Annotated in this window: 27 protein-coding genes and 1 pseudogene; 16 read left to right on the top strand and 12 right to left on the bottom strand. The window is 58.7% G+C overall.

Annotated features, from left to right (window positions below):
• Positions 1-65: 65 nt before the first annotated feature.
• A complete protein-coding gene (locus AC0L26_RS14115) occupies positions 66-692 on the bottom strand; it encodes a DsbA family protein (protein WP_473633057.1) in 627 nt (208 codons plus the stop codon).
• Between the two features lie 161 nt (positions 693-853).
• Between AC0L26_RS14115 and AC0L26_RS14110 the strand changes: the two genes are divergently transcribed.
• The 4 genes from AC0L26_RS14110 to AC0L26_RS14095 all read left to right on the top strand — a co-directional run bounded on the left by AC0L26_RS14110 (position 854) and on the right by AC0L26_RS14095 (position 3,675).
• Positions 854-1,585: a heparan-alpha-glucosaminide N-acetyltransferase gene (locus AC0L26_RS14110; protein WP_473633056.1), complete on the top strand. Its 732-nt coding sequence runs from the start codon at positions 854-856 to the stop codon at positions 1,583-1,585.
• 236 nt (positions 1,586-1,821) lie between these two features.
• On the top strand, positions 1,822-2,076 hold the full coding sequence (locus tag AC0L26_RS14105; protein WP_473633055.1) for a DUF6894 family protein: 255 nt from the start codon (positions 1,822-1,824) through the stop codon (positions 2,074-2,076).
• 143 nt (positions 2,077-2,219) lie between these two features.
• The gene (locus tag AC0L26_RS14100) at positions 2,220-3,140 is read left to right on the top strand and encodes a cation diffusion facilitator family transporter (protein ID WP_473633054.1); all 921 of its coding nucleotides are present in this window, start codon (positions 2,220-2,222) and stop codon (positions 3,138-3,140) included.
• A gap of 10 nt (positions 3,141-3,150) precedes the next feature.
• Entirely contained in the window at positions 3,151-3,675 is a 525-nt protein-coding gene (locus tag AC0L26_RS14095; RefSeq protein ID WP_473633053.1) for a hypothetical protein, read from the top strand.
• Between the two features lie 52 nt (positions 3,676-3,727).
• Here AC0L26_RS14095 and AC0L26_RS14090 read toward each other — a convergent pair whose 3' ends face one another.
• Genes AC0L26_RS14090 through AC0L26_RS14080 form a run of 3 tightly spaced genes read right to left on the bottom strand, consistent with a single transcriptional unit; the run spans position 3,728 to position 6,549 of the window.
• A complete protein-coding gene (locus AC0L26_RS14090) occupies positions 3,728-4,177 on the bottom strand; it encodes a c-type cytochrome (RefSeq protein WP_473633052.1) in 450 nt (149 codons plus the stop codon).
• 36 nt (positions 4,178-4,213) lie between these two features.
• Complete coding sequence (locus AC0L26_RS14085) at positions 4,214-5,389, bottom strand: ZIP family metal transporter (protein ID WP_473633216.1); 1,176 nt, start codon at positions 5,387-5,389, stop codon at positions 4,214-4,216.
• Positions 5,390-5,424: 35 nt separating this feature from the next.
• Positions 5,425-6,549 (bottom strand): multicopper oxidase domain-containing protein, encoded by a 1,125-nt coding sequence (locus AC0L26_RS14080; protein ID WP_473633215.1) that lies wholly within the window; start codon positions 6,547-6,549, stop codon positions 5,425-5,427.
• Positions 6,550-6,738: 189 nt separating this feature from the next.
• On the opposite strand from AC0L26_RS14080, the pseudogene mntR reads away from it, so the two are divergent.
• A pseudogene (gene mntR / locus AC0L26_RS14075) lies at positions 6,739-7,211 on the top strand (manganese-binding transcriptional regulator MntR).
• A 206-nt stretch (positions 7,212-7,417) separates the two neighbouring features.
• Here the strand turns inward: mntR and AC0L26_RS14070 are convergent.
• Entirely contained in the window at positions 7,418-7,831 is a 414-nt protein-coding gene (locus AC0L26_RS14070; RefSeq protein WP_473633051.1) for a MerR family transcriptional regulator, read from the bottom strand.
• A 280-nt stretch (positions 7,832-8,111) separates the two neighbouring features.
• On the opposite strand from AC0L26_RS14070, the gene AC0L26_RS14065 reads away from it, so the two are divergent.
• The 3 genes from AC0L26_RS14065 to AC0L26_RS14055 all read left to right on the top strand — a co-directional run bounded on the left by AC0L26_RS14065 (position 8,112) and on the right by AC0L26_RS14055 (position 9,478).
• Positions 8,112-8,636 (top strand): copper chaperone PCu(A)C, encoded by a 525-nt coding sequence (locus tag AC0L26_RS14065; RefSeq protein WP_473633049.1) that lies wholly within the window; start codon positions 8,112-8,114, stop codon positions 8,634-8,636.
• The gene (locus tag AC0L26_RS14060; RefSeq protein ID WP_473633048.1) at positions 8,633-9,088 is read left to right on the top strand and encodes an SCO family protein; all 456 of its coding nucleotides are present in this window, start codon (positions 8,633-8,635) and stop codon (positions 9,086-9,088) included. The genes AC0L26_RS14065 and AC0L26_RS14060 overlap by 4 nt, the downstream gene beginning before the upstream one ends.
• 153 nt (positions 9,089-9,241) lie before the next feature.
• Positions 9,242-9,478 carry a transglutaminase-like cysteine peptidase gene (locus tag AC0L26_RS14055; protein ID WP_473633047.1) on the top strand — a complete coding sequence of 79 codons (237 nt, stop codon included), beginning with the start codon at positions 9,242-9,244 and terminating at the stop codon, positions 9,476-9,478.
• A 279-nt stretch (positions 9,479-9,757) separates the two neighbouring features.
• On the opposite strand, the gene AC0L26_RS14050 is transcribed toward AC0L26_RS14055, so the two are convergent.
• Together AC0L26_RS14050 and lspA are read right to left on the bottom strand one after the other, a co-directional pair.
• The gene (locus AC0L26_RS14050) at positions 9,758-9,940 is read right to left on the bottom strand and encodes a hypothetical protein (protein ID WP_473633046.1); all 183 of its coding nucleotides are present in this window, start codon (positions 9,938-9,940) and stop codon (positions 9,758-9,760) included.
• A 45-nt stretch (positions 9,941-9,985) separates the two neighbouring features.
• The gene (lspA, locus tag AC0L26_RS14045; RefSeq protein ID WP_473633045.1) at positions 9,986-10,495 is read right to left on the bottom strand and encodes a signal peptidase II; all 510 of its coding nucleotides are present in this window, start codon (positions 10,493-10,495) and stop codon (positions 9,986-9,988) included.
• Between the two features lie 205 nt (positions 10,496-10,700).
• On the opposite strand from lspA, the gene AC0L26_RS14040 reads away from it, so the two are divergent.
• The 3 genes from AC0L26_RS14040 to AC0L26_RS14030 all read left to right on the top strand — a co-directional run bounded on the left by AC0L26_RS14040 (position 10,701) and on the right by AC0L26_RS14030 (position 13,205).
• A complete protein-coding gene (locus AC0L26_RS14040) occupies positions 10,701-11,693 on the top strand; it encodes a L,D-transpeptidase family protein (RefSeq protein ID WP_473633214.1) in 993 nt (330 codons plus the stop codon).
• A 116-nt stretch (positions 11,694-11,809) separates the two neighbouring features.
• Entirely contained in the window at positions 11,810-12,349 is a 540-nt protein-coding gene (locus tag AC0L26_RS14035) for a hypothetical protein (protein ID WP_473633044.1), read from the top strand.
• 238 nt (positions 12,350-12,587) lie between these two features.
• Positions 12,588-13,205, top strand: a complete 618-nt coding sequence (locus AC0L26_RS14030; protein WP_425294139.1) for a transglutaminase-like cysteine peptidase — start codon at positions 12,588-12,590, stop codon at positions 13,203-13,205.
• A 15-nt stretch (positions 13,206-13,220) separates the two neighbouring features.
• Here AC0L26_RS14030 and AC0L26_RS14025 read toward each other — a convergent pair whose 3' ends face one another.
• From AC0L26_RS14025 to AC0L26_RS14015, 3 genes are all read right to left on the bottom strand, one after another.
• On the bottom strand, positions 13,221-13,949 hold the full coding sequence (locus tag AC0L26_RS14025; protein ID WP_473633043.1) for a cytochrome c biogenesis CcdA family protein: 729 nt from the start codon (positions 13,947-13,949) through the stop codon (positions 13,221-13,223).
• An 85-nt stretch (positions 13,950-14,034) separates the two neighbouring features.
• Complete coding sequence (locus AC0L26_RS14020) at positions 14,035-16,290, bottom strand: heavy metal translocating P-type ATPase (protein ID WP_473633042.1); 2,256 nt, start codon at positions 16,288-16,290, stop codon at positions 14,035-14,037.
• Positions 16,291-16,782: 492 nt separating this feature from the next.
• Positions 16,783-17,808: a TraB/GumN family protein gene (locus tag AC0L26_RS14015; RefSeq protein WP_473633041.1), complete on the bottom strand. Its 1,026-nt coding sequence runs from the start codon at positions 17,806-17,808 to the stop codon at positions 16,783-16,785.
• A gap of 136 nt (positions 17,809-17,944) precedes the next feature.
• Here AC0L26_RS14015 and AC0L26_RS14010 point away from each other — a divergent pair, with 136 nt between their 5' ends.
• Both AC0L26_RS14010 and AC0L26_RS14005 read left to right on the top strand, forming a co-directional pair.
• Positions 17,945-18,526, top strand: a complete 582-nt coding sequence (locus AC0L26_RS14010) for a Fur family transcriptional regulator (protein ID WP_473633213.1) — start codon at positions 17,945-17,947, stop codon at positions 18,524-18,526.
• Between the two features lie 5 nt (positions 18,527-18,531).
• Positions 18,532-18,894 carry a hypothetical protein gene (locus tag AC0L26_RS14005; protein ID WP_473633040.1) on the top strand — a complete coding sequence of 121 codons (363 nt, stop codon included), beginning with the start codon at positions 18,532-18,534 and terminating at the stop codon, positions 18,892-18,894.
• Positions 18,895-18,914: 20 nt separating this feature from the next.
• On the opposite strand, the gene AC0L26_RS14000 is transcribed toward AC0L26_RS14005, so the two are convergent.
• The gene (locus AC0L26_RS14000; RefSeq protein ID WP_473633039.1) at positions 18,915-20,960 is read right to left on the bottom strand and encodes an NAD(+) synthase; all 2,046 of its coding nucleotides are present in this window, start codon (positions 20,958-20,960) and stop codon (positions 18,915-18,917) included.
• 363 nt (positions 20,961-21,323) lie between these two features.
• Between AC0L26_RS14000 and AC0L26_RS13995 the strand changes: the two genes are divergently transcribed.
• Positions 21,324-22,838 carry an alkaline phosphatase family protein gene (locus AC0L26_RS13995; protein WP_473633038.1) on the top strand — a complete coding sequence of 505 codons (1,515 nt, stop codon included), beginning with the start codon at positions 21,324-21,326 and terminating at the stop codon, positions 22,836-22,838.
• Positions 22,839-22,982: 144 nt separating this feature from the next.
• Here the strand turns inward: AC0L26_RS13995 and AC0L26_RS13990 are convergent, their stop codons facing one another.
• Entirely contained in the window at positions 22,983-23,894 is a 912-nt protein-coding gene (locus AC0L26_RS13990) for a LysR substrate-binding domain-containing protein (RefSeq protein WP_473633037.1), read from the bottom strand.
• A 98-nt stretch (positions 23,895-23,992) separates the two neighbouring features.
• Between AC0L26_RS13990 and AC0L26_RS13985 the strand changes: the two genes are divergently transcribed.
• Positions 23,993-25,225, top strand: coding sequence for a trans-sulfuration enzyme family protein (locus AC0L26_RS13985; RefSeq protein WP_473633036.1), 1,233 nt, complete (start codon positions 23,993-23,995; stop codon positions 25,223-25,225).
• A 1-nt stretch (position 25,226) separates the two neighbouring features.
• A complete protein-coding gene (locus AC0L26_RS13980) occupies positions 25,227-26,249 on the top strand; it encodes an amino acid ABC transporter substrate-binding protein (RefSeq protein WP_473633035.1) in 1,023 nt (340 codons plus the stop codon).
• Positions 26,250-26,264: the final 15 nt, after the last annotated feature.

Raw genomic sequence — 26,264 nt, 5'->3', positions numbered from 1 at the left:
GGCGCCTAAGGAGTTGCATTTGCGCGTGACATGCACCGTGCGTCGTGTGTCTCATGTTCATCGGGCTACTCCGCCGCCGCGATCATCGGATCGACGATCGCGCTGAATTGTTCGATGGTGAGAGCGCCCTTGCGCATCTCGCCATTGATGAAGAAGGTCGGCGTTGACGCGACGCCATGGACCTGGCCCGCCAGCATCACTTGCGTGATTTTGTCCAGGAGCCCCTGGTCGCTGAGGCAGGCCTCGACTGCCGAACCGCTCATTCCGGTCATACCCATGATCGACTTCAAGGCGGAGGTCGCATCCTGGACCCGCGCCCATTTGTCCTGGGTGCGGTAGAGAAGATCGACCGTGGGATACCATCTGTCCTCGCCCGCACATCGGGCGAGCATGAAGCCGCCGGAGGCGCGGGGATCGAATGGAAACTCCCGCATGATGAAGCGCACTTTTCCGGTGTCGACGTACTTCTCCTTCACTGCTGGCCAGGTCTCGACGTGGAAGGTCCGGCAATGCGGACACGTCAGCGAGGCATACTCGATAACGGTGACCGGAGCATCCGCGGCACCGAAGGCTTGTTCGGGTAATGGCCCAGGCTTCAGAAGTTGCTCGGGCGTGGACGCGGCGAGGGCCGCATGCGGTTTGGAAAGGATTGCCAGCGCGGACGCCCCGGCAATGAAATGGCGGCGGTTCATGATCACTCCTCTTTTCGTGTGTCGAAGTGTAAGACCTCTAGCAGGTTGAGGTGCAAGGGCGCTGAGGGCGAACGTTGGAATTGCTGCCGTATGGGGTTGAACCTCAAGCAGGTTGAGGTTCAAGAATCCTGCCAACGCTTGTCGACTTGTTTGGGATTGTCTTGGTCCACCTCACCCGTAAACGGCTCGCCGGTTTGGACGCGATACGCGGAACGGCCATTCTGGGTGTTGTGGTCTTTCACCTGATCTGGGACCTGGAGTATGCAGGTCTTGTCGACGGAATCGCTCGTCATCCCGCGTGGCTCGCGTTCGGACGCACCCTTGCCGGCACGTTCATGGCTCTTGTGGGCGTCAGCCTCGTTCTTGCCCATCCCGATGGGGTTCGGTGGCGGCCGTTCGCGCGCAGGCTGGGAATAATCGTACTGTCGGCCGTCGCGATCACAACAATTACGTGGCTGATATTTCCATCCACATTTGTCTATTTCGGAATCCTCCACGCGATCGCAGCTGCGACCCTGATAGGCTGTGCCTTCTTAAGGCTCCCTCCGGCCGCTGCAGTTGCAGCGGGGACAGCAATGCTCATTCTGCCTTTCGCCGTTTCTTACTCCGCTTTCGATACGCGATGGTTGGCATGGATCGGGTTTGCCGCAGATACTCCGGCGAGTAACGACTACGTGCCAATTTTCCCCTGGGCTGGTTTGACGCTTGTTGCAATCTCGGCGACGAAATTCTTGCGTTTGCACAAGTTCTCGATGCCGGTGTGCGAACCCCTGCGCCGGACCTACGTTTTCACGCCGCTGGTCTGGATGGGTCGACACAGCCTCGCAATCTATCTTTTGCACCAACCCCTTCTGCTCGCCTTGATCCTTCCGCTGGCGCGGAGTTTTGCGTAGTCGTTCGTGTCGCCTACCGCTCCTACTTCGGATCGCGCGGATCGACTAAGGCGCAGCGACGCACCATAGGCCGGATACTGGCGGCGTCCGATCGCGGACATACGGCTGATGCTGCCACGTTCGGCAACCCCGATTTCCTCCGTTGGACCCAGTGCTATCGCGCCAAGATTCCGCGGTGTCTTCGCGATCGACCGTTTCCTCCTTGAACCTTTAGGCTGCAGCCTCGTTGGAATGGAATGCCTCGCTACTATTTCGATTATCGGGCCGGCGGTGAGCTCTATACCGACGACCAAGGTTTGGAACTGGAGGAGTTGGCCTCAGCCAAAGACCAGGCCCTGAAGATATTGGCAGAAATCAGCCAAGACACACTGCCACACTCTGACCGCGCGGAACTGTCGATTTCGGTTCGAGACGAGGCTCGGCGTCTGCTTTTAACGGCGACGCTGGTGCTCGAAGCAAGAAACAGTGTCGTTCAAAGCGAAACGGGCTAGCTTGTTCGGATGAGTTGTCAGCCGGGCGAGCGGCATCGATGCTCTTCTGGTCAAACGGTGCTGGTCGCCTGGCTTGATCAGCCGAAACCAGTTTTCAGACACTCTCCCGGATCGGATTGTGGAAAGAAACGAAGTAGGAGCCCATGCAACAAGGTCATAGTCACGGCACAACCGCGGTCACGGGCAAAACGGCCAGCGGGCGCTACCAGCGCAACCTTACCTGGGCGCTCGGGCTGACACTGACTTACTTGGTCGCCGAGACGATTGGCGCTTTCGTGACCGGCAGTCTGGCTTTGCTCGCCGACGCAGCGCATATGCTGACCGATGTCGGTGGATTGGCGCTCGCGCTCCTGGCCATCCGTTTTGCGATGCGCCCCGCTACGCCAAAGAAGACTTACGGCTATCTGCGTGCGGAAATCCTTTCCGCTCTTTTGAACGCGGCCGTATTGCTAGCGCTCACCGGATACATTCTTTTCGAGGCTTATCAGCGTTTCCAAAATCCGCCCGAAGTGCTGAGCTTGCCGATGTTGATCGTGGCTGTGATCGGCCTCGTCGTGAACCTCATCAGCATGCGCCTGCTCTCTGGAGGATCGTCCGAAAGCCTTAACGTTCAGGGCGCCTATTTCGAAGTCCTCAGCGACATGCTCGGCTCTCTCGGCGTTATCGTAGCCGCACTCGTCATCATGTGGACGGGGTGGACGCTGGCGGACCCAATCATCGGCGCCCTGATTGGCCTGTTCATTGTACCGCGAACCTGGAGGTTGATCAGCCAGGCGGTTCACATACTGCTGGAGGGGGTTCCGCCGAATGTGGATCTGGGGCTGCTGGAAAACGCCCTGAAGGAAATTCCGGGGGTCGAAGCCGTTCACGACCTTCACGTGTGGACGATCACCTCAGGGCTGGATTCGATGAGCGGACATATCGTCGTGACGGATATGAGCGAAGCGCCCAACGTCCTTCGAGCAGTGCGGGCCGCCATGAAGGAGAAATTTGGTCTCGAACATGTCACAGTTCAAATCGAAGATGAGGAATTGCGCGCCGAAGAGGCGCCGTCCCAAATCTAGAGGGCGAGACGTGTTTAGGTGCATCGCAGCTTCGCTCATCGCCGCGACCTCGTCATTCCAGTCGCATGCGGATGCGTTGCTTTCGGCGTCGTCCGAAGAGGCGCCGATCGGAATATTTCTTTGGTTTCCCGGTCCCGGAGCACCCAAATCCGACGCCGACTGTCAAGCCCTAGTGGAGAGGGTAAAGCCTTCAAAGAAGCAGGTCGAACAATGGCTTTGGGGCAGGATGCCGGATATCGATCCAGGCATGGGATCGTATTATCTTGTTCTCTCGGATACCCGAATGGAGCCGACTTTCTCCGCCGAAGGCGATTATGACAGCGGCGATGTGAAACTCGGACCGACGAAGAACGGCGAAACTCTGGTCACTCTCATTCCCGACGATCATCCTGACACAACGATCACGGGAACGATTGTTGCAAAGCCAGCCAGCCAAGTGTTAGCGGTGACGCTTCACGATATCCCCGTTGACGACGCCGGCGAAGATCGGACTGTTTACTACTGTCGTTTCGAAGAGCCCGCGACAGAAACCTGACGGTCAGCAAAAGGCGGCTGCTGGCCAATTCCTCATGCCGATCCAGACCAAGCTATTCAGGTACTCGATATGCCCCATGGCAGCTTGAGCACGCGTGCCCGACTTTTTTGAACGGAACCCTTATTGCATCAAGATCCCCAGCCTCTGAAGCGGCCAGAAGCGCTTTGACGGCGGCGTCGAACCGCTCCATTTCAGCCTTGAATTCGTCCGGCTTTTCCCAGACTGCTGGCGCCGCACGACTGGCGTGGTCGCTTGTTCCAGACGTGAACTGTTCGCTGGCTTGATGGCATTTCTCATGCAGGGCAGCGATGCTGGCACGCGAAAGGCGTGCATCGAATTCCCGGCGGCCGTTCAGCATCTCGCCTAGCGTCTTCATGGTTTGCGCCATTTCCTTCATCACCGTCATGCGTTCGGCGATGACCCCCATGGCGCCCTCATGGGCCAATGAACTGGTGGCAACCAGCGCAGAGACGGCAACCACGGTCAGACGATATTTGTACATTTCAGAACGGCGGTTTGTCGGAAAACGCGATTGCGATCAGATTTTCACGAGCATCGCCGTAGCATACATGAAGCCGACTCCGGCCGCCAGACCCGCAAGCACGGACGGAGAAAAGATGGCAGCCGATCCTCGCCGCTCGGAGTGCATCAGATAGAGGCTCACCTCAACGATCACCTGCAAGATAGCTCCGGCTCCGACAGCGAGCGCCAGCGCCGACCAATGGGGGGCGTAAGCAAGGCTGCCGATCCACATTCCGATCACAGCTGGACCACCGGCGAGCAGTGCGAGACCCGCGAACGTCCATAGCGGCGGTCTCACCTTCAACATCGGTGCAGCGATGCCGATTCCTTCGGTAACGTTGTGAAGTGTGAAGCCCATCACGAGGAATGTGCCCAGCCCCGCAGCCCCGGCGGCGAAAGCAGCGCCGATCGCCAACCCTTCGCCGAGATTGTGAAGGCCGATGCCGAAAGCGATATAGGTGGCAAGCGCAAGGCCGCTCGGTCGACCCTCACGTCGCGAAACGCCCATCAGGAGAAGGAAGCTTGCCACTGAGGCCAAAACGACCATCGTGGGACCTTGGAAGATCGCCGCTGACTCGCCGGCGAACTCCAATGCGTCCTCGAAGGTGTCCACGAGCAGGAAACCAAGCAGGCCGATGGTCATCGCCAGCAGGAAGTTCATAGTTGCGGGGCCGGCCCCGCGCAGTGCCGGATAGAACATCAAGCCGACCGCGACCGGAAGAATGCCGACGAATGCGCCGAGCAGCGCCTGCGGGACCAAGTTCCCGGACGTAGGCACGGGCGTTGGCACCGCGACAGGAATTTCATGGTCGAATGTCGCACCTGTATTCGTGACGAACGTGACCTTGTGAGCCTCGCCAAGAACCCAAGGGAATGGAACGCTCACCCAGGCCGTGTCCCCTCGCGCGATCGCACCCGCAGGATCTTGCGTGAACTCCCAATATGCCGCGTCGACCTGGACCTGGGCGATCGACATCGCTTCCGAGCCGCCGGCCCTCACATGCAGACGAAGCCCGTTTGAATCAAGGATCGTCCGCTCGACCGTCAAGTTTTCGACGGGCGGTGCGCCATTGTTGAAGCTGGACAATGGATTGGCGGAATACAGCCATGCGATGGCAATCGCCAAGACGACCAGTGGCGCCAGAAGCCAAAGCAGGTTCACTCGACCCTTTTCGACCGGGGCGGCGGTCATCAACTCTTCGCTTTTTTGGAGAGAAATGTGTTCGTTCACGACACCGCCTCCACCACATCGAACATGCCCATCCAGCCAAGTTCAGTGAATTCCGATTGATGGGCGTGAAACATGTACAGGCCGGGCTCGTGGTCCTTGAAGGTAAATTCCAGGATGCCGCGCTGCGCCTGGCATTGCGTGATGAGGTCGACCGTCTTCAGCGTTGGCGTCAGCGTGGTCCCCTGGTCGTAATAATCGAAGAAATTGCCATGCAGGTGGAAAGAGTTGATCGGGTCGAATTCGGTGACATTGACCAGATAAATCCGTACCGGCCGGTCGCGAACGAGCTTGATCGGCTTTTTCGCATAGCAATGAGCAATCGTATTGCAGGCGTAAAATTCGTTTTCGCCGTCGAAAGTCGTATCGAAGGCATTCATCACCATCGCCATTTCCTGCCATTCGGCATTCTCCGGCGAACCGAAAAGACGAGCGCGCGCCATGTCTGCCTGGTCAGGATGACGTTGCGGATCAGGGTCGATGACGAACAGCCCGTACATTCCCTTGTGGATATGGCGGGCGAGCGGAAGCGCATGGCAGTGATAGAGGTGACAGCCGAATGGCTTCGCGTCGAACTCGTAGACGAACTCGTCGCCCGGATTGGTCAGCCCGGCGCCAGGGACACCATCCATGCGTGCGGCGTGGATGCCATGAAAGTGCATTGAGTGCGGATGCGAGCCGTTGTTCCTGAAGACGATCCTGAGCCTCTCGCCTTCTACCGCGCGGAGCGCCGGTCCAGGCACGCGGCCGTTGTAGGTCCAGGCCGGGAACATGACCCCTGGCGCAATCTCGATTTCCTTGTCCTCGGCGGTGACTTCAAACGTACGAAGTTTGCGACCATCCGGCATCGTTGAGACCGTGCCGGTATACCATTCCGTCAGCATCGCGGTCGGATCAAATCCGTTGCGTTCGTTATCGACATCTCCGACCGTGATCATCGCGCCGTGGGCGGACCGATGGTCGGGCTTCGCGTTCGTCCCCGTCGCCGGCGGGGCCTGGTGCCCGGCTCCATGGCTGGACTGACCGGACGCACGGCCGGCGCTCAATGCGGCACCACCCGCTGCAAGGAGTCCCGCGCCCAAGAAGCCGCGTCGAGCCGGATTGAATGATAACCGTTGTCGCATGGCCGGGAGCTCCAAATAGCAATTTCGATTAATAAAAGCACAGCGCCTCAATTATAGCAATAGCTATATTGAGGCGATGGGGACCGCCAGCGATTCTCGTGGGTATGGAAAGAATTGAAAGTTGATATCAAAACCAATAGCCTTGGCTATGATTGTTGGTTAAGGTGAGGATATCCAAGGAGATGAGGCATGGTCGATAATGCGGTTTCCGGCGAAAACCCTGGCGCTTTGGTTGACGCTGGCACGCAAGTCGAGAGTTTCCGCCAAACCAGAAGCAACCGGCGCAGCGAACTGGTGGAAGACTACGTCGAATTGATCGCCGACCTCATCAACCACGACGGCGAGGCGCGCCAGGTCGATATCGCCCAGCGGCTGGGGGTAGCGCAACCGACCGTTGCGAAGATGCTGAAGCGGTTGGCGGCCGATGGCCTGATCCAGCAGCGTCGCTATCGTGGCGTGTTCCTTTCGACGGAAGGAAGATTGCTCGCCGAACGAAGCCGGGCCCGACACCAAATTGTCGAAGCGTTCCTTTGCGCACTCGGGATCAGCACGGAAACTGCGCGGATTGATGCTGAAGGATCGAGCATCACGTGAGCGCTGAAACTTTGGAAGCTTTCCGGGCATTTCTTCAGCAGAGATCGCGAGCCAAGACAAAGCTATGAGCGCTGCGCGGGCAAGGGGTGGCTCGGAGAGCAACTAGCAAGCCGCGTCGCCACGAGGCGTGCGCGCTTCCGCGGGCATTGACGCCGGTGCGACTATCCGGTGCAGGGGCCCTCTCTCGCGAGGCCGCCGATTTTTGCTTATTTGCTAACGAGTTGCAAAAGCGTTTGATGTCCCCCTTGGATCAGCAAACAGATTCCCTGGCGGGCTAGTGGTCGCCTTCGCAAAGCTCATGGTTTGCCAGCGCCCTGATGACGTAACAATCTTTAACCTGCTCGCCGGCGCAATGCGTCGCGATACGCTCCAGCTCGTTTTCCAATCGCCGAAGCTTCTCGATCTTCTCCCGGACAGCGATAAGCTGTTCGGCCGCGATACGGTCGGCCTGCGAGCAAGGCCGTTCTGGATGGGCACTGAGATCGATCAGTTCCCGGATTGCTTCGATTGTCAGGCCGAGTTCGCGGGCGTGCTTGATGAATGAAAGCCGCTCGCGTTCCTGGCGCGTATAGCGGCGCTGATTACCCTCCGACCGCTCGGCGGGGTTCATAAGGCCCATCTGCTCGTAATAGCGGATCGTTGGAATTTTCACCCCGGTCCTTCGGGAAAGGTCGCCGATTGTGAGCATATCCGTCTCCAATTCCTATGGTGACTAGAGAAATGGCGGCTGCCTTGAATTTCGTCAATCGATAGCAGACGCTTGGGAGGATTTGCCGCAGTCAAAGCGGACGGTCACCGATGGACACCGGCGGCCGCCAATGCGGCCGGCATTCTTCGTTGAATGCTCGGAAATACCGATACGGCCGCGCGGTTTGCCACGTTGACGCCAGCCCGCCGGCATCGTCATTAGGGCGATAGGTCGGCGTTGCGGCATCGCGACTGCCCGTCAGACAGGGAAGATCTTGAAAATGTTTCGACGTGCCTTTGCAATTTTCGCCTGTGCTGCGGTGGCCCCGACTTTGGTCGTTCCGGATGCTATTGGCCAAGAACCCAAGAGCCATGCGTCTACAGAAAACAAGCTCGTAGTCGAGCACGCTGAGATCATCCTTGCCCCTCCCGGCGCGGGCATGATGGCAGGATATGTTACGGTATGGAACGGCACGCAGCAGCAGGCAGACCTTGCCTCCGTCCAAAGCGCTGCGTTTGGCAGCGTCTCCCTTCATCGAACCGAGATCGTTTTCGGCGTAGCGAAGATGCGGCCGATAAATGAGGGCTTGACGATACCAGGACATACCGAGCTCCTTATGAAGCCGGGCGGAATTCACATGATGCTCATGGAGCCTCGAGTCGAGCTGAAGCCTGGCGAGGGAGTTGATTTGCTGCTGAAATTTCTAAATGGAACGACCGTGTCGACGACGGCTACAACTCGGCAAATAGGGCGGAAACCGACCAAGCATCGCCACGGAGAAGACGATCCGGACGACATCGAATGAACATCGCTGTGATACGGAAGATCGTTTGGGCTCTGATCGCGGCAACCGTGGTGCTGTGGGGCTATCTCATCTTTGTCGTCGGAACGGATGCCTGGAATAGCGCGCCAACTCTCGCGAGCGCCGAGACTGGCGGATCCGCGCTCGGCGGACCCTTCACCATGGTCTCGCATACAGGGGAAACCGTCACCGAAAAGACCTATGCCGGCAAAGGCTGGTTGATGTTCATGGGCTTTACCAATTGCCCCGACGTTTGCCCAACCACCCTTGCGGAAATGACGTCCTGGTTTGCTGCCCTTGGCGCCGAGGCAGACGATCTGCGCGGTTTCCTGGTGACGGTCGACCCGGACCGCGACACGGTCGACGTTCTTGGGCAGTACATCTCATTGTTCGACAGACGCATCATTGCGTTGAGGCCGGAGTCTGCGGAACTCGCCAGGTTCGCGAAGGCTTAAAGATTTATTATGCGAAGGTTCCGACGCAAGACGGCGCCTACACGATGGACCACACCGCCAGTTTCTCCGAAGCGGCAGGTTTTCCGGAACGATCGATCGCGAGGAACCTGCGGAGATGGCCTTGCAAAAAATCCGGCGCCTGCTCACAGAGCAATGAAGCGCAAGCTCCTCGACGAGAAAGGCTTCCCGTTAGCCGCGCTTTTGTTGACCTTAGGGCGCGACGCAAAGGGAGGTGGACATGCAGTGCTCACCGTCGTAACTGACATGGGAGATTTCGTGTTGGACAATGTCGAGCAGAAGATCCTGCTGTTGCGCGACGCAGAAATTTACTTCTTGAAGCGGCAAGGTCAGACGGACCCGAACAATTGGGTCAGCCTTGCGAGCGGCTGACTGACCCGTCATTTGCCAGCGGAACTCCGGTCTGGCGCCAACCATGCGAACGTCACACCGGCTGCCAACGCGAGGAGAACAGTGGCGGTTCCGCCGTAGAACATTTCCATGAGATTGTGTCCGCCGATCACGCAATTGAGCCAAAATACGAACGCCAATCCGATATAGGCCATGGCTCCAACGGCGGCAAAAATTCCAAGTCTGTTCAGGACGGGCATCTCGATCCGGCGGTAAGCTTCTTTTGCCGGAATTATGACCCGCTCGCCAGCGACAAGCCACTCACTGATTGGTGATCGATGGGGCCGAAAGGCGGCTTTCCTTTTGCAAATGCAGGAAACTACCCGCGAACATGCCGGTAACAAAAAGCAGGAGTGCGATCATCAGAATCGCATTGTTTCTTTTTCGCTTGCGAACAAGCTCACGCATTTCAGGCTCCGACAAGTTGAGCACCGCCATTTCCATATCCTCATCCTTTGCCGGCGCTATAGCTTCGCGCAAACCGGTTCATCATCGCAGCGTGTGTTCACCGGATGGCGATCCCGAAACAAACGACGCCTTTGCCAACAAAGCGGCTCCGCCGACGATTGCTACATCCGCCAGGTTGAACGCCGGCCAATGCCACCCAGCGAGATGCAAATCGATAAAATCTGTAACCGCACCCCGCTGGAAACGATCGACGATATTGCCAATCGCCCCGCCAGAAATAAGGCCGAGTGCTGCGACCTCGGTGCGGTTCTTTGCCGCTGCTGCCCATAGGATCAGAATAAGAGCAACAATGGATGTGGCGACAATGATCACTTGCGGCCGCGTTTTGAAGAAGTCCGCGAACAGCCCAAAACTCACCCCTTCATTGTAGCTGAGCGTGAGATTGAAAAAGCTCGTTACCGGGATGCTCCGGGGCGGCTGCATCACCAGTTCGACCATGACTGTTTTTGCGAATTGATCCGCCGAAACTGCGGAGATCATGAAAAGCAAGGCGAACATCAAATTCGCTGGTTCGATTCGATATGCAGCCATCGCGATCACCTTTTATTGTCATAGAATTTGGCGATCTATTCGGTGAGGCCTCTAGCAGGGTGAGGTGCAAGCGTTCCGGCATCAATTTTCTGTTAATCATGCTGACGAAGAATGAGGTCCTTGGTATGAGGGGTCAGTATACGCAAAACTCCCTTCGGCTCGTCCATCGGTCCGCGAAACAGGTTGGTGTTGTTTGCTGCAGAGATTGTTCGGACTATTGGCATTCATCGCGCTTTCGGCGGTGATCTCAGGATGCGTTTCCACCGTCTTAGAGGTCGACAACAAATCCGCCCAGCCCATTCCTGCAAAGCTGGTCGGCGAGATGAGCAAGAGGAAGATGTCGCCCGCCGACCCGATTCTCGTCCGGATATTTAAGCAAGAAAGCGAACTGGAGATCTGGAAGCGCGATCGGAGGGGCCGTTATGCGCTCCTAAAGACCTATCCAATGTGCCGTTGGTCGGGCAAACTTGGGCCGAAGAAGAAAGACGGGGACCGCCAAGCGCCGGAAGGCTTCTATCACGTCTCGGCAAGCATGCTGAACCCGAAGTCGCAATACTACCTCTCCTTCAATCTCGGCTATCCCAACAGACTGGAAAGCGCGCTCGGCTATGACGGCGAAGCGCTGATGGTCCACGGCGCCTGTTCATCGTCCGGGTGTTACGCTCTGACCGACCAAGGTGTGGCCGAAATATATGCGGTCGCGCGTGAAGCTCTACGGGGCGGCCAGGCCGCGTTTCAGGTTCAAGCCTTTCCATTTCGGATGACGGCTGAGAATATGGCAAAGAACCGTAACGATCCCAATTTCAGCTTCTGGGCCGACCTCAAGCGGGGCAATGATATTTTTGAAGCCAACAAACGTCAGCCGAAGGTCTCATATTGCGACGGGCGTTATGTGTTCGACGCCGAGTTCGGCCCCGACGAGCCAAGCGATCCCCTGGCCGCCTGCCCGCCTCAACTCAACGCCGAAGGATTGGCAGTCGCCACCAGCCACGGAATCGATATAGGCGGTGCTGAAAAACCGGTCGGTAGCCGAGCGATGTCCGCGCACGCTTATTCGGACGGCGGAATGCATCCGAGTTTCCGCAAGCTTCTCAGAAATCGCGGTGCGAAGGATTTGGCGAAGATGACCTCCGTCACATCAGTGCCGGTCAGCAGGCCGGAGGCCGCTTTAGCGGATCCACACAGCGAGGATGAATGAGCAGCGCGCCTAATCTCCAGGAGTGTATCCAGCATTTGCCTTGCCTACCGTAATCATTTTGATCGGACCACGAGAATAAGCCGAAGAAGGCGCTGAACCTGGAGCCGTCAATTTCCATGATCTGGGTGGCTGCCCGCGCTTCAATCCTGGCCGGCAGCAAGATGAAGGCGATGGCTACTATTTGCAGATCAATCGTGTTGGACGCAGACGCTGACCGGGTCTGGATGGAGGTCAACAAACCGCTCCTGCTGATCGAGGTCGCCAGACCCTTGATGCGCTTCATCCCCTCGAAAACGTTGGCAATCGACTCGGCCTGGGAAGCGAATGACCATCACGTCCGGATGCTGCTTTTCGGCTTCATTCCGATCGGCCGGCAGGTCATCGATATCGATCGGCCGCCCGAGACGGATCGGATCAGATTCCTGCACGACAACGGGAGCAGCGACTTTATCAGACGGTGGGACCACTTGATTTCCGTAGAAAGGCTCGCGGATGGCAAAACGCGGTACACCGACCGGGTCGAGATCGATGCAGGCTCGATAACGCTCTTTATCTCGCTCTTTGCTCGGATCTTCCTTTGGCATCGGCAGCACCGGTTGCTGCGCCTGGCGCGACGTGAATTTATCTATAACGCCGGTTACGCCGGAAACAGATGATGCGGCATCGCTCACGTTCGGGCGAATGGTCACAAAATGAACGCGACCCTGTTCGGGCACTGCCCCCGCAATTCGGGAAGAAGCGCGGCTGTCGAGTCGGGTTCTAATTTCCCGCTGGTCCCAACAAATCGCCGTCGGCGTTTCCACAGAAAGTGTGACTTTCCTGCAATTGACCAGGCACCGCGTGAACTATTAACGTTCCCTTAATGAGAAAAATACATGGGCACGGGGGTTCACGATGATCGGCATCGGGGCACAAGGCCGCCTTTTTGCGAGCCTGCTGTTAGGCCTTGCCTTAGCGAACGCTGAGGCGGACTACGCGTACGCGGGCTCCGGCCCAATGCCGACGGGCGATCTGACGTCGCAACCGATAGGCCACCTGGAGTTCTGCAAGCGGTTTCCGCGGGAGTGCGCAATTCGTTCGGTCGATCCTGAGCCAGAGCGCATGACGGACGCATTTCGCATGAGGCTTGCGGCCGTATCATTGGCTGTCAACAAGGCCGTCAGGCCGATGAGCGACAGCGACATTTTCGGCAAGGATGAATATTGGACTTACCCGAAGAACACGGGAGATTGCGAAGACTACGTGCTTCTGAAGCGTCGCATACTGATGCAAGAAGGGACACCTGCGTCCAATCTCCTGATCACGGTGGTTCGCCAACGCAATGGCGAAGGCCACGCGGTTCTTACTGTCCGAACGGATCGCGGTGACTTTATCCTCGATAATCTGAACGATGACGTCCGTCCTTGGGACGAGACAGGCTACCTATACCTGAAACGGCAGGCGAGCGAGCATACAGGACGCTGGATCGCGATACGCGAAGGTCAGGAGCAGCACGTTGCTGCTGTGAAGTAGGGCTTGGGCGGCGCATTAGCCGATCGATCCCAATCGAGGAAACCGCTCGAGCAACCAAAAAGCAATCAGCTGTAGGCGTCCGGTCATCATCAGCACGCCCATCGTGATCATCACTGCGCCGGCCACCAAGTTCAGAATCCGCCCGGTATAGCGCAGGCGCTTCAGCCCCGCCGCGGCATTGCCAAAGAGCAATGCCGCCAACAGGAACGGTACGCCCAGGCCAAGACCATAGGCCGCGAGCAAGACGGCGCCGCTGCTTGCCGACATCGCCGACACGGTCAGTATGGAACCCAGCACAGGTCCGATGCAGGGCGTCCATCCAAACGCGAAGGCGAGACCGAGCACGTATGCGCTGCCTGGACCTGCTACCGAACGTGGTCCGAGCGATCGAAATTCGCGCATCAGGATGGGGATTTTGAACAAGCCCGTCATCATCAGTCCAAAGACGACCACCAGCAGCCCACCGACGAGGTTTGCTTCTGCACTGTAGCGAAGCAGGAGTCCGCCTAGGGCCTGTGCGCCCAGACCAAGGAGCACGAATACCGTAGTGAAGCCGGTGACAAAGCAGAGCGCAGGCCACGTCACCCGAAAGCGATCGATCAAGCGACTCGAAGCCGGATCAACACCGTTGGAGACAAACGACAGATAGCCCGGAACGAGAGGCAGGACGCAAGGGGAAACGAAGGAAATTGCGCCGGCCAGCGCCGCCGTTACCAATCCAATTGCCGATACTTCGATTGACACGAGTTTTCCTTACACGGTTGCGTGGCTTTGGAGAGAGCACGTCATGCAAGGATCCAGCAACCTCGTTCGGGAACGAACGCTGGAATCACTTGAGCCCGCGCCAGGCAAGCAACCTCATGGCGTTGGCCGTGACGAGCACCGTGGCGCCGGTATCCGCGAGAATTGCCGGCCAAAGCCCGGTGATTCCCACGACAGTGGTGACCAAAAAGACCGCCTTCAGGCCAAGGGAAATCACTATGTTCTGAGTGATGTTTGTCATCGTGGCTCGGGACAGCGCGATCATGGCGGCGATGTCTTTTACCCTGCCGTGAAGAACTGCGGCATCCGCAGTTTCCAGCGCTACGTCGGTGCCACCACCCATTGCGATGCCGACGTCGGCTGCAGCGAGCGCCGGCGCATCATTGATGCCGTCGCCCACCTTGCCCACGAAATGACCGGCCTTCTTCAGCTCGCCGACGATCCGCTGCTTGTCTTCGGGCAACAGTTCGGCTCGAGGCTCGAGGCCAAGACTCTTTGCTATGGCTGCGGCGGTGCGCTTGTTGTCTCCGGTCAGCATCACAGCGTCAACGCCGAGCTGTTTTAGCGCGGCAATGCCTTCCTTTGCGTCCTCGCGCGGTTCGTCGCGCATGGCGATGATGCCCGCCACCTCCGTGCGGACAAGCAGAACCGAGACCGATTTTCCATCGTCGTTGAGCGTCGCGATTCGATCCCGAAGCTCCTGAGTGAGCGGCGTCCGCTTTTCCACCGCTTGCGGAGAGCCGAGGAAAAGCTCAACGCCGTTGACAGTTCCGACGACGCCCTCGCCGCCGATCGCCCGTGCGTCGCTAGCCGAGGTCGGATTGATGCCCTGCTCTCGCGCTTTTGCTAAGATGGCCGTCGCAAGCGGGTGACTGGACCCAATTTCCAGGTCGGCGGCCAGCGTCAGCGTTTCCGCTTCGGATCGCGCCGCGGCAATAACATCGGTGACTTTCGGCTTGCCCTCGGTAAGCGTACCCGTCTTGTCGAGGGCAACCTTGGTGATCTTGCCCAGGGACTCGAGCACCGCGCCGCCTTTCATCAGCAGTCCCCTGCGGGCGCCCGCCGAAAGACTTGCCGCGATAGCGGCCGGCGTGGAGATGACAAGAGCGCAGGGGCAGCCGATCAGCAATATCGCGAGACCCTTATAGATCCATTCCGACCAGCCCCCGCCAAACCCCAGCGGCGGCACGACCGCAATCAGGGCGGCGACGACCATGACCCCGGGCGTATAGTATGTCGAGAAGCGATCGATGAACCTCTCGGTAGGCGCCTTTGATTCCTGCGCCTTCTCGACCAGTTGAATGATGCGCGCGATCGTATTGTCGGCCGCGGCGGCCGTAACCTTGACCCGGATCGGCGCGTCCTGGTTGATCGTTCCGGCAAAGACCTGATCCTCGGGGGCCTTCGGTTTCGGCACGGACTCGCCGGTCACCGGCGACTCGTCAATCGAGCTTGACCCCGAGATAATCGTCCCATCCGCCGGAACACGGTCTCCCGGCCGCACGAGAATGGTCGCGCCCACGGCAAGGCTTTCGGCGGGAACCTCCGACGTTTTTCCGTCAATTTCCAAGAGCGCTGTCTTGGGTACCAGATTGGCGAGAGCCTTGATGCTGGCACGAGCCCGGCCGGCTGCTACACCCTCCAGCAGTTCACCGACAAGAAACAGGAAGACGACGACTGCGGCTTCCTCGCTGGCGTTGATGATCACGGCGCCGACTGCTGCGATCGTCATCAACGTTTCAATGGTGAACGGCGAACCGTTAAGGGCCGCCATCACGGCCCGTCGAGCGATTGGTATGAGTCCAACCGCCATTGCGGCGATGAACGCCCAGGGCGCGGTATCAGGAACCAGTTTTGCGAGGACGAAGGCTGCGCCGAGTGCCATGCCACAAAGGATGGTCAGCCTCGCCTTCGCTGTCCTCCACCATGGGCCCTCTTCGCTTCCGTGATCGTGGCCATGAAGGCCAGCGGCCCCGTGGTCGTGACGATCGGCCTTTTCTTCCTCGTGACGGTCTGTGCCGTGCGCGGGCTTGGAATGATCGCGGTGATCATGGTCCGTTGTGTCGATCTCGAGCTGGGGGCCGGTTTTTGTTTGCGCCAAGCCGAGGGGCGCAACCTTGTAGCCAAGGCTCCTCACCAGCTTTGCAACCTTTGCGACATCAGCCTCGGGACGATGTTCGATCGTCATGGTGCCGGCCGTGACCGAAACCGAAACGTCCTTGACGCCGTCGACCCGTCTCGCTGCGACATCGACTTTTTTGGCGCAGCTAGCACAGTCCATGCCCTCGACCTTGAACCGACTTTTGAGCACAGTTTCATCCATTGCGTCGCGCCTTCCGATTGCCTTCCGGATCCATCATCAACCCACACGCTAATCCCTCTAGCAACTAGAGGGACAAGGGTTTTTTTGCGCCAAGATACAAATCTCATTGTCGCCAGCTTAGCGGCTGCGTTCGTGTTGGAAGGCTTGTCGGATCAGCTCGTTTCGACTGATTCTACTCTCCGCCTTCGCCGGAGCATGGCTTCTTGTCCGGTACCTCGTGGGACGTGGGTATCAAATTTGCCATTATCTCGCGTGCACGTTTTTCACCCCCAGCGGGATCACCGAGCTCGCATACCTGGTCTTTCCATTCTTCATGGCGAATCCATATGGGTACGTTCCGGGCATGGCGAGCGTTGTTCCCCGCGCGCCAAGCGTATGGCTTGGCATGTGGCGGCCCGCCGCTGAAATTGTCATGGGGCGTTTGGCAGCTACGGCCTAAGGTCCAAAGGCCGCCAACTTCGCTCTTGAGGCGGTCCGGCTCAAAACGGCAAGCTAATTCACGGCAGAAACCGTGTAACCGTTCTTGCGAAGCAGTTCGATGAGCCCGTCTGGACCAGGCAGATGAAGGGCGCCAATGGCGATAAACGCGCTGCCTTTGCCAAGGATCGGCGCCGCCCTGTCCATCATGGTTTTGTTGCGGGTTGTCACCATTGTTTCCTCGAACGCCGCATAGCCGGACTCGCTGGCGCTTCCGCTCGGCATCACCGCGCGAAACAGCGGCCAGAATGTTCCGATCTCCCCTTCCTGATAGAGGACGATCATCGTTTCCGTGACGTCATCGATGCGATCGCCCAGCCCGGCCGTATCCACGAGGCCTTTCATATGGAATTCCATCGGCAGGGACGCCATCGCCTCAAATTGATCCGAGACTGTCTCCAGACCTTCAAGGTTTTTGCCATTCGCTTTGGATGCCTCGGCGAGCTTCACATCGAGGATCGCTGCTCCGCCGGCCTTCCGCACCATTTCGCATGCCGGCAGTGCAAGCATGGCTGACAACATCCAGGGCTTCATCTTGGAAACGCTGGCGGGGGAAATGCCGCGCGCTTCTAGCGCCTTGTTCAACGTAGCCGCATCTTCGGACGAAAGCAGTGATGTGAGGGTCGTGCCGTCGGTGAACATCATCAACTCCGGCTTCCGCATCAAATTAGCCAACATTTTTGCCTGATCCAGAACCTCCGTCGTTTCGATCACAACGGTCTTCGAGGCGTCGAAGGCCGATTGAGCATTCGGCTTTAGACTGACGACGCGCGGGTCGGTCACGTGCATCGTGCCGTAGAGGTACGATGGCTCTTGCCCGTCTCTCTCAACTTTCCATAGCAGCCCCTTGCCATTCGGAGTGCCCGCGGCCTCCGCTTTTATCTTCTCGAGAAGCGCCGGATCGCTTTTTTCTAGAGCTGCCATCAGGTCACCACCGGTGCATTCGGCGGCCTTCGCAAAGGCTCGTTCAGTCGCCGGCGCAACGACGAAGGCAACCGAAATCAGAAAGAACACGCATCGTAAAAAGACTGGTGCTGGCATGAAACCCGATCCGTCGGACGTTATTCGTTAGGCGGTCACTCACTAGTCGAAAGAAGCCGAGAAATCGTTAATCGGCCAAGCCGCAGGACGATTTGGGATGGGAATCCGCCGCCAGGAGGAGTGCCGCTTGTCCTCTGTGGCCACCTGTTTCCAAAACAAGAGCATCAGAACGCTCACCGTGGGCGGGTCATCAGTTCGCACCGTTCTGCTCAGGCGTGAAACTGAGCTCTTGAATCATAGCGGCAAGTGCGCGCCAATACCTCTCATGGAACCAAACCAGCCCGCGCCGGAACAAAGGGAAATAGTCGAAGCGATGTGCCGCTCGAAAGGGCTCCGGATCACCGGGCCACGACGGATCATCATCAGCGTCATTTCCGAAATGGCGGATTATCCCGATATGGTGGAGTTGCACCGGCGCATCCAGGCAGTAAACAGACGCATCTCTCTTTCCACGGTCTATCGCAACCTACGGCAGCTCGTCGAGGCTGGAATGGTCATCCGTCACACGTTTGAGCATGGTCGCTCGCGTTATGAACTGGCAGGTCGCCTGCATCATGATCATTTAGTCGACCACAAAACTGGAAAGCTCATCGAATTCCACTCCCCCGAACTTGAGACGCTGCTGGACAATTTGGCCGCTCAACACGGTTATAAAGTCGTAGGCCATCGCCTGCAGGTTTACGTCGAAGCCTCAACGGCGGCCGATCCGCAGGATTGACTGACGTGCGCTCAACAAAGGGCTCAAAAGATATTCGAGGTCGAACGAAAAAGAGGCACGAGGCTGTCTCCGAGTTGCGCGGGCATGGAAGCAAGGGCTCAGACCGTCAAATCCTCGCACAATTCGTCGCCGGCTGGCGTCGACATCTGGGGAAAATAGAACGCAAAGACCGGAATGCGCTTATTGCCTCAGCGTGCATCATGGCCGTCTTCGCGACGGCGCCACTTTATCTATCTACCGTAATGATCGCGATCGGCAGCTTTTCGACCGGCGCCGCAGGGGGATTTGCCATCCTTTTCGTGGCGGCCTTTTTCCTTCTGTTCTGGCTGAGGGCGCTATACCAGAAAAAGCGCGACGGCGAAAAATAGCTCTGTAGCCCCTTCGCATACTATGTTGGAACGTTGCACTCCAGTTCGTCCAGCCACACCCCGGCCGAGGAATCCGAGGGCGCGCGCCAATCGCCGCGCGGCGAGAGTGCCCCACCGGAGGAGATTTTTGGGCCATTTGGCATAGCCGACCGCTTGAACTGGCTGATCGTGAAAAAGCGGTATAGGAAAAGCTTCAGCCATTTCCGGATCTCGGCAAGATCGTAGGCGCGCCGCGCCTCATCCGGGATATTGGCTGGCCACGCTCCCCGCTCCGCGTCGCTCCAAGCATTCCATGAAAGGTAAGCGATCTTGGACGGCACGAAGCCGTACCGGGTGACATAGTAGAGATTGAAATCCTGGAGCGCATACGGACCCACCGCCGCCTCCGTCGACTGCGGGCGGGTGCCCTCAGCGACAGGGACAAGTTCCGGCGATATTTCGGTGGCGAGAATTGCGTGAAGAAGTGAGGCGGTCGCGTTCTGTACGTCGCCGGATGCCGCCACGAAGCGGATCAGATGCTGGATCAGGGTCTTCGGCACTGACGCGTTCACATTGTAATGGGACATGTGGTCGCCGACCCCGTAGGTGGACCAGCCGAGTGCGATTTCGGAAAGGTCGCCCGTCCCGACCACCAGCGCGTTGTGATAGTTGGCGAGGCGGAACAGGTAGTCGGTCCGCAGGCCCGACTGCACGTTCTCGAAGGTTACGTCGTGGACCGGGTCTCCAGCGGCGAAGGGGTGATGGAGATCGGCTAGCAACTGCCGCGCGGCGGGACGGATGTCGATCTCCTCAGCCGACGCGCCTACTGCCTTCATCAATGCCCATGCGTTGCTCTTGGTGGTCTCTCCCGTGGCGAAGCCCGGCAAGGTATAGGCGAGGATGTTTGTGCGCGGGAGCTCGAGCCGATCCATGACGCGACCGCAGACAAGCAGCGCCTGCGTGGAGTCGAGGCCGCCCGAAACGCCAATGACGACCTTCTCGATCTTGGTCGCCTCCAGCCGCTTTGCCAGTCCCTGGACTTGGATGTTGTATGCCTCGTGGCAATTCTCGGCGAGCTTCTCAGGATCAGACGGCACGTACGGGAACCGCTCAACACCGCGCCGGAGCAGCAATGGGTCTTCGGGAGCATTCAATTCGAGGATCACTGTCCGAAAATCATCGGGCCGTACGCCCATGGCGCGGCTGCAGTCGCCAAAGCTGCCACGCCGGATTCTCTCTTGCCGAAGCAGGCCCAGGTCGACGTCGCTCACCGCAATCGTCGACCGGGTGGAGAACCGTTCCGTTTCTGCGAGCCGAACGCCGTTCTCAAAAACTGCCGCGTGACCATCCCAAGCCAGATCGGTCGTCGATTCGCCTGGTCCGGCGGCCGAGTACGCATAGGCGGCGATACAACGCATCGACTGCGAGCCACACAGGAGGCGCCGGTCTTCGGCCTTGCCGATGGTGATATTGCTTGCCGACAGATTGAGCAGGATTTCGGCTCCCGCAAGCGCAGCGGCCGTACTTGGCGGTTGAGGCACCCACACGTCCTCGCAGATCTCGACGTGGAAGGTGAACGGACAAGTGCCGTTGGAGCGGAAGAGCACGTCCACGCCAAACGGAACCGTGGCGCCGAGTAGTTCGACATTCCCGCCGCGAACGTGCGCGCCCGGCGTGAAATGCCGCTTCTCATAGAACTCGCGATAATTGGGCAAATAGGCTTTAGGGACCACGCCGAGAATGCGGCCTGCGTGGATGATTACCGCGGTGTTGTACAGCCTACCTTGGAGACGCAGCGGCGCGCCGACAACAAAAGCGGGGAACAGTTCCGAACTGTCGGCGACAAGCTGCGCGATAGCGGCCTCGACCGCATCCAGCAGCGCATCCTGCTGCAGGAGGTCGTCTATTGCATAAGCCGATAGGCCGAGCTCGGGAAAGACCATCAATGCGATCCGTTCTTCTTGACCTTGCTGGAGCAATTCCCTTGTGCGCTCGATATTGAACACGGGATTCGCGACGTCGATACGCGGCACGCAGGCGGCAATGCGGACGAACCCATGTCGATATGGCGAGTGAAACGGGATCATGCTGCATACCTCGTGCCGGGCCTTGTCGCGTCCGCAATCGGCGCGGACATCATGCGGCATCGAGAATTCAGGAAAGGAATGCCGGGGTCAACGCCATATCTCTGCGCGTCTCTTGGTCGAGCACTGAGGTCTTGTCGCACGGACAAAATACCGGACGCAGTGAGGCCGTCAGGCACGGCAGTCTCCGCGCCCTGCTGGCCGGATGCTATCCGAGACACAAGTTGATCTGGTTGTAAGCCGACTTCTGTATGGAAAAATCAGAGGCTACACACCACTGTTACATCGACCTTCTAAATGGATGAGACCGGCCGCAGTTCAACGCAGACAGGCCGTTCATTGATCCTCGGGAAAGGGACCATTTCGATGAGCAGGCTCTTCAAGGCACTCCTATTCGGCACAGCTTCCGCGGGGTTGCCCGCAGCCGCTCTAGCGCAGCAGGCGGAGCTGCCGCAGGCAACCGACAGCTACTTCATGGCGGCCCAGCAGGAGTTGTTCTCCAAGCTTGCCGAGCAGCCAAATACCGGTCGCGCCAAGAACGTCATTCTGTTCGTCGTTGATGGCCTCAGCATTCCGACGATCACTGCCGCGCGCATCTATGAAGGCCAGCGGCGCGGTGTCGACGGTGAATCCAATTCCCTCGCCTACGAACGGCTCTTGCCCTACACCGCTCTCGCGAAGACCTACACCCACGATTCTCAGGTGGCCGACTCCGCACCGACCGCGACCGCGATGACGGCAGGCGTCAAATCGCTGAACGGCACGATCGGAGTGACGCAGAAGGCTAAGCTCGAAAACTGCGCCAGCCAGAAAGGCGCGGAGACCGAGACGATTTTCGAACTCGCTGAAAAGGCCGGCATGGCGACCGGCGTCATCTCGACGGCACGCATCACGCACGCGACTCCGGCTGCGACCTATGCCCACACTGTGGCGCGCGACTGGGAAAGCGACGCCAACCTGACCGACGAGGCCAAGCAGAACGGCTGCAAGGATATCGCGACGCAGCTGATCGAATGGAACGCCGGCAACGGCTTCGAGGTCATGCTCGGCGGCGGCCGCAGCAATTTCTTGCCGGCCGAACTCGCCGACCCTGAAGCGGCGGACAAGACGGGCTCGCGCAAAGACGGCCGCAATCTCGTCGAGGAGTGGAAGGCGAAGTACAATGACGGCGCCTATGTCTGGAACAAGGCGGATTTCGACGCAATCGATCCGGAAAATACCGGCCGTATCTTCGGGTTATTCGAACGCTCCCACATGCAATACGAAGCCGATCGCGCCAATGATAAGGGTGGAGAACCTTCGATCGCCGAAATGACATCGAAGGCCATCGACGTCCTCTCGAAGAACGACCAAGGCTTCGTTTTGATGGTGGAGGCTGGTCGCGTCGATCACGCCCACCATGCCGGCAATGCTGCTCGTGCGCTGACCGACACGATTGCTGTTGCCGATGCGGTCCAAGCCGCGTTCGACAAGGTCAATCCCGAGGAAACCCTGATAATCCTGACGGCCGATCATAGCCATACAATGACGATCAATGGCTACCCGCAGCGCAACAATCCGATCCTAGGCGTTGCCGGCGAAGGCGACGACAAGAAGCCGTACACGACGCTGAGCTACGCCAACGGGCCTGGCGCCAAGGCTGAACCGCGCGCGGACCTTAGTGGCGTCGACACGACCGAGGTTGACTATCTTCAGCAAGCGCTGGTTCCACTGGAAGAGAGCGAAACACATGCGGGCGATGACGTCGCAATTTTCGCGGCTGGCCCGTGGGCACACCTGTTCCGCGGCGTGGTCGAGCAGAACCTGATTTATCACGTTATCGCCTACGCTTCGCAAATCCCTTCCAAGACCAAACACATGCCGACCGGATCGGTAAAATAGGCAAGATCCAGTACCCGTTCTGGCCGCGAGAGCGTCTCGCGGCCAGCGTTCTAACGAAACAGCATCCGATCGGCGTGGCCGTTTCGAGGAACTCGGGAAAGTGACGATGGCGGCCGCAGTTTTCGCGAGCCTATTGCCTCCCAGTCACGTGACTTCACCTGATGTAAGTGGGCGAAATGCATTCCGCGCGTCGTACAGCATTCCCACGAAGGCGCTCACGAGGCGCGAGGCGGCATCGCCGGGTGGACGCAGAATAAGGGCCCGGAAGTTGAGCTGCGGCTCGAACGGAATGATCGCGAGTTGGCTCCGCCTTGCCGGGTCGATGGAAAACGGATTGGCGATTCCGATCCCCGCACCTTCGGCGACCAGTGTGATGACCGTCGCCGAAAACGGCGTGTCGACCACAATATGAGGCTCGACGTTGTTCGCAGCGAGCATCCGGTCCAGTGTGTGGCGGACCGTATCCTCCGGCGACAGCGCGACAAATCTCTCGTGGTGCAGGTCGGATAATCGAACCACCGCGCGAGAAGCAAGCCGATGATGTTTCGGCACCACACACATCGCGCGTGGCGTTGCAAAGACGCTGGAATGAAGGCCGCTGGTATCTATCTCATCGGCCGCCAGGCCGATATCCACCTGTGCGGATAATACGAGATCGCGGACGATTGACGACGTTCGGACCTGAAGCGAGACATGCACGTTGGGATGCTGTTGCAGAAATTGAGCGACGGCACGGGGAACCAGGCTGGTTCCGAGCGCAGCGAGCGAGGCGACACGAACGGTACCTTCGCCGACCTCACGGATTCTCAGCGCTGCTTGCCGCAAAGCGTCCAAGCCGACGAAGTTCCGCACGACCTCCTCGTGAAAGAGCCGCCCCTCTCTCGTAACGGCGAGCCTTCCTTTGACGCGCTGAAACAAGGAAAAACCGACTGAGCGCTCGAGCTTCGCCAGCGACCGGCTCACTGACGGCTGCGACATCCCCATCAGCTCGGCGGCGCTGCTGGCGCCGCCGCTGATCATGATGGCATGGAATACTTCAACATCTCTCAGGTTCATTCGGCCGTCCATGTCAAATTTGAATGGAGTCGTACTACTGCGGTCATGGCTTGAATAGGCCAATTATGGTTTCGTAGCTGCCGGAAAGCAGGAACCGCATGCAAAACGAAACGCTACATGTCCATCCCCCCTCCGCTGAAGACAGCGAGTTCTGGGGGTTATCCCTTCCGATACATCGGGCTTCCACGGTCGTATTCGAAACAGCTGAGGCATTCGAATCGCGTCACGAGCGGATCTATGACGGCTATTCCTACGGGCTCTACGGCACGCCCACCTCAAGAGCGCTCGAACGGCAGATCGCAGCGCTTGAGGGCGCGACACGCGCGCTGCTGACGCCCTCAGGCCTCTCGGCAATCGCCCTGGTATGCCTGGCCGTGGCCAAAACCGGCGACCGAATCCTGATGCCGTTCTCGATGTACGGGCCAGCGCGTTTGCTGGCCAGCAGATTGCTTCAGGCGCTGGGCATAGAGACCGTCGGCTACGACCCGATGATCGGGAGCGGCATCGCCGAGTTGCTTGACGCGCGGACCAGCCTGGTTTGGCTCGAATCACCGGGCTCGGTGACCTTTGAAGTCCAAGACGTGCCTGCCGTTGTAGCGGCCGCACGCGAGGTCGGTGCTGTGGTAGCTGCCGATAACACCTGGGCGACGCCGATCCTCTTCAATCCGCTTATCCATGGTGCGGATATCTCGATGCAGTCGCTGTCGAAGTATGCGAGCGGCCATTCCGACCTTCTGATGGGCTCGCTCGCTGTACGGGACGAAAAGCTGTTCAGAAAGCTTAAGGACACAGCCCGCCTGCTCGGTCTGGGTGTGAATCCAGACGATTGCTTTCTATGCGCCCGTGGCTTGAAGACATTGCCGCTCCGCCTGCGCCAGTCAGAGCGCTCGGCAATTCAGATCCTCGAGGCAATTCGTTCTCATGATGCCATCGCCCGGGTGCTCCATCCCTCTGTTCAAAGCCATCCCGGGCATGAGATTTGGAAACGAGACTTCGACGGCTCCAACGGCGTGTTTTCGCTTGTATTTGCGCCAGCGCCTAAAGAAGCCCTGCAGCGAGCATTCGGGTCGCTGCGGTATTTCAAGATTGGGGCGAGTTGGGGCGGGGCAACCAGTCTGATGGCTCCGAGCGATCCCCGTGACAGCCGGCCCGACCTTGACTGGCTACCGGATGGACAGGTGGTGCGCCTCTCGATCGGACTCGAAAATGTCATTGACCTGATCGAGGATCTGAACGGTTTTCTCTCCGTAATCGCCGGCGCAAAGCAGGCGCGGCCCGGTCGCATTGCCGGCACCGGGCTGGAAACAACATGGCAATCCAGAGGTGACTGAAATGAAATGGAGTATATCTGCCTATGTGGCATTGCTCGCGGCTTCCGTGTTGGCTCCCGAACAATCGTTTGCCCAGCAGACCGTCGAGCAAATCAAAAAGCGTGACTACGTCATCTGCGGCGCAAGCCAGGGAAACCAGGGCTTCTCCGCACCGGATGAAAAAGGGGTCTGGCGAGGGCTCGACGTAGACACCTGCCGTGCGATCGCGGTTGCTATTCTCAGGGACAAGGAGAAGGCCCGTTTCGTTCCACTCAACGGTGCACAACGCCTCATCGCTCTGCAAACCGGCGAAATCGACGTGCTTCCACGGACGACCACCTGGACGCTGCGGCGAGACGCCAACGGCGTGAACTTCACGTTCGCCAACTATTACGAGTATGACGCCTTCATACTCCCCAAAAGCTTGGGCATTACCGAAGCCAAGGACATGAAGGGGGCGTCCGTCTGTCTCCAGTCGGGCTCGACGACGGAGGTGACACTCGCTGACCTCGACCGAAAATATAGCCTCGGTTTAAAACCCATTCTGTTCGACAACGTGCCGGCGACGCGCCAGGCCTTCTTCGGGGGACGCTGCGATGCCCTCATCTCCGATGCTTCTGCGCTTGCATCCTCCCGCGCCACCCAGGCGAAAAATCCGGATGACTACGCCATCATTCCCGCAAGCGGCCATTATGAAGCGCTGGCGCCGGCGGTCAGACATGGCGACGAACAGTTCTTCGACATCGTCAAGTGGTCGTTCCAGGCACTGATCGCCGCCGAGGATCTGGGCATAACCCAGGCGAATGTGGATCAGTTGGTGGAATCCGACGATCCGAAGGTTCAGCGCTTCCTTGGGGTCGAGCCGGGCAATGGCAAGGCGCTCGGGCTCGATGAAAAATGGGCCTATAACATCATCAAGCAGATCGGCAACTATGGCGAGATTTTCGACCGCAACGTCGGCAAAGATAGCCCCATCAAGTTGGAGCGCGGCTACAATCGCTTGGCGCGTGATGGCGGTCTGATGTTCCCGCTGGTCTTCAACTGACGGGCAAGGGACAGG

The organism is Mesorhizobium sp. WSM4823 (assembly GCF_055811195.1).
The sequence above is the reverse complement of the archived record's forward strand: the minus strand, read 5'-3'. Positions and strand labels throughout refer to the sequence as shown.

What these genes read in the sequence shown, in the direction of transcription:
- AC0L26_RS14115 (WP_473633057.1), bottom strand. Translation starts at nt 692, where the DNA reads ATGAACCGCCGCCATTTCATTGCCGGGGCGTCCGCGCTGGCAATCCTT.
- AC0L26_RS14105 (WP_473633055.1), top strand. Translation starts at nt 1,822, where the DNA reads ATGCCTCGCTACTATTTCGATTATCGGGCCGGCGGTGAGCTCTATACC.
- AC0L26_RS14100 (WP_473633054.1), top strand. Translation starts at nt 2,220, where the DNA reads ATGCAACAAGGTCATAGTCACGGCACAACCGCGGTCACGGGCAAAACG.
- AC0L26_RS14090 (WP_473633052.1), bottom strand. Translation starts at nt 4,177, where the DNA reads ATGTACAAATATCGTCTGACCGTGGTTGCCGTCTCTGCGCTGGTTGCC.
- AC0L26_RS14085 (WP_473633216.1), bottom strand. Translation starts at nt 5,389, where the DNA reads ATGACCGCCGCCCCGGTCGAAAAGGGTCGAGTGAACCTGCTTTGGCTT.
- AC0L26_RS14080 (WP_473633215.1), bottom strand. Translation starts at nt 6,549, where the DNA reads ATGCGACAACGGTTATCATTCAATCCGGCTCGACGCGGCTTCTTGGGC.
- AC0L26_RS14070 (WP_473633051.1), bottom strand. Translation starts at nt 7,831, where the DNA reads ATGCTCACAATCGGCGACCTTTCCCGAAGGACCGGGGTGAAAATTCCA.
- AC0L26_RS14065 (WP_473633049.1), top strand. Translation starts at nt 8,112, where the DNA reads ATGTTTCGACGTGCCTTTGCAATTTTCGCCTGTGCTGCGGTGGCCCCG.
- AC0L26_RS14060 (WP_473633048.1), top strand. Translation starts at nt 8,633, where the DNA reads ATGAACATCGCTGTGATACGGAAGATCGTTTGGGCTCTGATCGCGGCA.
- AC0L26_RS14055 (WP_473633047.1), top strand. Translation starts at nt 9,242, where the DNA reads ATGAAGCGCAAGCTCCTCGACGAGAAAGGCTTCCCGTTAGCCGCGCTT.
- AC0L26_RS14050 (WP_473633046.1), bottom strand. Translation starts at nt 9,940, where the DNA reads ATGGAAATGGCGGTGCTCAACTTGTCGGAGCCTGAAATGCGTGAGCTT.
- lspA (WP_473633045.1), bottom strand. Translation starts at nt 10,495, where the DNA reads ATGGCTGCATATCGAATCGAACCAGCGAATTTGATGTTCGCCTTGCTT.
- AC0L26_RS14035 (WP_473633044.1), top strand. Translation starts at nt 11,810, where the DNA reads ATGATCTGGGTGGCTGCCCGCGCTTCAATCCTGGCCGGCAGCAAGATG.
- AC0L26_RS14030 (WP_425294139.1), top strand. Translation starts at nt 12,588, where the DNA reads ATGATCGGCATCGGGGCACAAGGCCGCCTTTTTGCGAGCCTGCTGTTA.
- AC0L26_RS14020 (WP_473633042.1), bottom strand. Translation starts at nt 16,290, where the DNA reads ATGGATGAAACTGTGCTCAAAAGTCGGTTCAAGGTCGAGGGCATGGAC.
- AC0L26_RS14015 (WP_473633041.1), bottom strand. Translation starts at nt 17,808, where the DNA reads ATGCCAGCACCAGTCTTTTTACGATGCGTGTTCTTTCTGATTTCGGTT.
- AC0L26_RS14000 (WP_473633039.1), bottom strand. Translation starts at nt 20,960, where the DNA reads ATGATCCCGTTTCACTCGCCATATCGACATGGGTTCGTCCGCATTGCC.
- AC0L26_RS13995 (WP_473633038.1), top strand. Translation starts at nt 21,324, where the DNA reads ATGAGCAGGCTCTTCAAGGCACTCCTATTCGGCACAGCTTCCGCGGGG.
- AC0L26_RS13990 (WP_473633037.1), bottom strand. Translation starts at nt 23,894, where the DNA reads ATGAACCTGAGAGATGTTGAAGTATTCCATGCCATCATGATCAGCGGC.
- AC0L26_RS13985 (WP_473633036.1), top strand. Translation starts at nt 23,993, where the DNA reads ATGCAAAACGAAACGCTACATGTCCATCCCCCCTCCGCTGAAGACAGC.
- AC0L26_RS13980 (WP_473633035.1), top strand. Translation starts at nt 25,227, where the DNA reads ATGAAATGGAGTATATCTGCCTATGTGGCATTGCTCGCGGCTTCCGTG.